This window comes from Okeania sp. SIO2B9 (assembly GCF_010672505.1).
In the GTDB taxonomy this organism is placed as follows: Bacteria; Cyanobacteriota; Cyanobacteriia; order Cyanobacteriales; family Microcoleaceae; genus Okeania; species Okeania hirsuta.
In genome coordinates this window covers 1-3,790 of sequence record NZ_JAAHGK010000768.1, presented here as the reverse complement: position 1 = coordinate 3,790, position 3,790 = coordinate 1, and the positions used below count along the sequence as shown (strand labels likewise).

Here is a 3,790-nt window from a genome sequence, read left to right as displayed (position 1 = left end):
ATATCTTTGTGAAGAAGGAAGAAGAGATAACTAAGAAGAAGAGATAACTAATAAGTATGTGCCGAATGCCTTTAAGTAGGGAGATAAGTATAAAAATTAAGAAAAAATAAATTACTGTACTTTTGGGATGACAATATATCGTTTTGATTGTGATGATTTTGCTCTTTTGCTCAAGGCTGACTTTGCAAAAAATTCTTATCAAAGTAATAATTTAAATCATTCTCATGCCTTTGGAATTTTGTGGGGCAACTGGATAAATAATGGCGGTCATGCTATTAACTGGATGATTAATGAAGATTGTAAGTTGCGTCTTATAGAACCTCAAAACGATAATGTCTTCTTTCCAAACGATCCAGATGGAGAACTATTCAGTCATATTTATTTTATGTTTTGCTAATGAAATAATTGATCAATTGTAATAGAGATTTTAAATAAATAGGTCGTTATATATGAATCAAAACAAATATATGACAACCTATTTCTGTAAGTAAGAATAAATGGTTGTGCGATCTTAATTAAATTATCTTTCCACAGGTCAAAAAGTAATATGCTAAGACTACAATTTCCCTACATTTCTTCAGAGCAAATTACTTTCTCGAAGCTCAAAAAAGTTTCTTAATTGGTATAATTATTAAGAATTGTAAAAAAAATGATAAAGGAAGTAAATAATGCGAGTCGCGATCGCAGGGGCAGGTTTAGCAGGAATGGCCACTGCTGTAGAGTTGGCTGATGCTGGACATCAAGTGGAAATATTTGAATCTCGCCCCTTTGTTGGAGGGAAAGTAGGTAGTTGGGTAGATGGAAATGGAAACCATTTAGAAATGGGTTTGCACGTTTTCTTTGGCTGTTACTACCAACTTTTTGAATTAATGAAAAAAGTAGGAGCTTTTGAGAATCTCCGCCTCAAAGAACATACTCACAATTTTATCAATAAGGGGGGTAAAACAGGTTCTCTAGATTTTCGCTTTTTGACTGGAGCGCCCTTTAATGGGTTAAAAGCTTTCTTTACCACATCTCAGTTATCTGTGCAAGATAAGCTACAAAATGCGATCGCTCTAGGTACGAGTCCCATAGTTAGAGGGTTGGTAGATTTTGATGGGGCGATGAAAACTATTCGCGATTTGGATAAAGTTAGTTTTGGAGAATGGTTTCGTGGCCAAGGTGGGTCTGATGGAAGTATCAAGCGAATGTGGAACCCTATTGCCTACGCTTTAGGGTTTATTGATGCGGATAATATTTCTGCTCGATGTATGTTGACAATATTCCAATTATTTGCTGCAAAAACTGAAGCGTCTGTGTTGCGGATGTTGGAAGGATCTCCTTATGAATATCTCCACAAACCAATTGTTGATTATTTGGAGGAACGGGGTACTAAAATTTTTACTAGACGACAAGTTAGGGAAATTCAGTTTTCTGAGAATGATGGAGAAACTCGTGTCAGTGGAATAGTTGTTGCTAATGGGGATACAAAAGAAACTATTGTTGCTGATGCTTATGTTTTTGCCTGCGATGTACCAGGTATTCAGCGCATTTTACCGGAAGCTTGGCGAAAATGGCCGGAATTTGAGAATATTTATAAATTAGATGCAGTGCCAGTTGCTACGGTACAGTTAAGATTTGATGGTTGGGTGACGGAGCTACATGATAAAAACCAACGTCAACAGTTAGAGCGTGCTGCTGGTATTGATAATTTGCTTTATACTCCAGATGCTGATTTTTCGTGTTTTGCTGATTTGGCATTGACAAGTCCGGGAGATTATTACCGAGAAGGAGAAGGTTCTTTGTTACAGTTGGTATTGACGCCTGGCGATCCTTTTATTAAGGAGAATAATGAGGCGATCGCTCACCATGTGTTAAAGCAAGTCCATGAGTTGTTTCCTTCGTCGCGGGAGTTAAATATGACTTGGTATAGTGTGGTGAAGTTAGCTCAGTCTTTATATCGGGAAGCTCCTGGTATGGATCCATATCGCCCGAATCAACAGACTCCTGTGCCTAACTTTTTTCTGGCGGGTAGTTATACTCAACAAGATTATATTGATAGTATGGAGGGGGCAACTATTTCTGGAAAGCAAGCAGCTAAGGTAATTTTGGCGAATGTTGAAAATATTTTAAGTAAAGATATTTGCTAATTGTTTTAGTAAGTAAAATTCTTCAATAAATAACAAGGAGAGCAAATGTTTATTCGTCAAGCCCAATTTATCGTGTTAACCTGTATCGCAGTTTTTCTATTTATTCTTTGTTTTGAAGTTGCTCATATGGATCGAACTTTAGCTCAAGGAAATCTACAAAAGGTAATTATTTGCAGTGCAGATAACTCGGATCGATGTGCAGATGTTACTAGTGGCAATAGACTACAGGTAAAAGAGATTCGGTAACAAGTTAAACTTGCATATAATTTGGAACTAGGAATTGAAATATGACTTTGGGTAATGGATAGGATTAGGCAGTAGGAAATAGGGAAAACAAGGAATAACTAGCACGGGAGCAAGATGCTCCCACTGCGGTTTAGCACCCCGCTACGAGAGATTGATGGTGAAATTTTTCTTCTATTGCGTATAGAGCAATAATTAATTCATTTGCTGAAGCACCCCGCTACGAGAGATGGATAGTCAAATTTCTCTTCTATTGCGTATAGAGCAATAATTAATTCATTTGCTGAAGCTCATGCAAGATGTGATGGGTAGTGGGAGGAATTTTTTCTTCTATTGCGTATAGGGCAATAATTAATTCATTTGCTGAAGCACTCCACTAGAGAAGATTGAGTAGTGAAATTTTTCTTCTATTGCGTATAGAGCAATAATTGATTCATTTGCTGAAGCACTCAGCTAGAGAAGATTGAGTAGTGAAATTTTGCGATAAGGATTTTTTTGTGCAGTCTTATAATCTAAAAAGCTTGTATAATGTTTCCATACCTTATGAGTTTTGGTCCGATCCGAACCCTATTGCTCATAATTTTCATTTTTCCTAACTACCCCCTACTTCCTACTCCCTAAAAATTATGAGTAATTGGCTAGAACATAGCGTACAGATAGAGGTAGCTGCTCCAATTGATTTAGTGTGGAATCTTTGGTCAGATTTAGAACAAATGCCTCGATGGATGAAGTGGATAGAATCTGTTGAAGTTATTAAAGATAATCCAGACTTATCCAAGTGGAAATTAGCTAGTGGTAATTTTGAGTTTAGCTGGCTTTCTCGAATTCAGAGAATAGTTACCCATCAAATTATTCAGTGGGAGTCTGTGGATGGCTTACCCAACCGAGGTGCAATCCGTTTTTATGACCGTCATGGTAGTAGTATCGTCAAGTTAACTGTAGCCTATGGAGTTCCTGGCTGGTTAATTAAGATTATGGATAATTTATTTTTAGGTAGGATGGTAGAATCTACTTTGATGGCAGATATGGAAAGATTTCGTGATTATGCTGTTGCTGTCAAGCAGAATGAAGAAGGAAAAAGTTAACTATAATTATGGGTAATTGGTAATAGTTTAAGTAGTTTAAAATTTTATTTAATGCACATGAGATGAAAAGGCAAGCTGATGAGTTTTCCACCTTTTAAATCAATGAAATATAACAATTTTAAGAAAAAAAAATTGAAATCTCTGGCTAGAATTAACTATTTAAATCTAATTTAGTTAATATGTTTTTGCTTTTAAAGTTGGGTATTGATTTGGCTAAACCACAACCTAAGTCTGAAATGATTATGGATAATCTTCTAGTAAAATTTTAATTGTTGAATAATGAAATTATTTTAATTAAGGCAAAGAAAAAAGGATGGAAATTTTAATTTAAAC

The 3,790-nt window shown here is 35.8% G+C and carries 3 protein-coding genes; all 3 read left to right on the top strand.

Going from position 1 to position 3,790, the window contains the following annotated elements; translation table 11 throughout:
* Positions 1-127 precede the first annotated feature (127 nt).
* The 3 genes from F6K13_RS23060 (at position 128) to F6K13_RS23050 (ending at position 3,457) form a co-directional block, all read left to right on the top strand.
* A complete protein-coding gene (locus F6K13_RS23060) occupies positions 128-397 on the top strand; it encodes a lectin MOA-related protein (RefSeq protein WP_124146488.1) in 270 nt (89 codons plus the stop codon).
* Positions 398-668: 271 nt separating this feature from the next.
* Entirely contained in the window at positions 669-2,129 is a 1,461-nt protein-coding gene (gene zds / locus F6K13_RS23055) for a 9,9'-di-cis-zeta-carotene desaturase (protein WP_124146489.1), read from the top strand.
* Between the two features lie 869 nt (positions 2,130-2,998).
* The gene (locus F6K13_RS23050) at positions 2,999-3,457 is read left to right on the top strand and encodes an SRPBCC family protein (RefSeq protein WP_124146491.1); all 459 of its coding nucleotides are present in this window, start codon (positions 2,999-3,001) and stop codon (positions 3,455-3,457) included.
* The last annotated feature ends 333 nt before the right edge of the window (positions 3,458-3,790 follow it).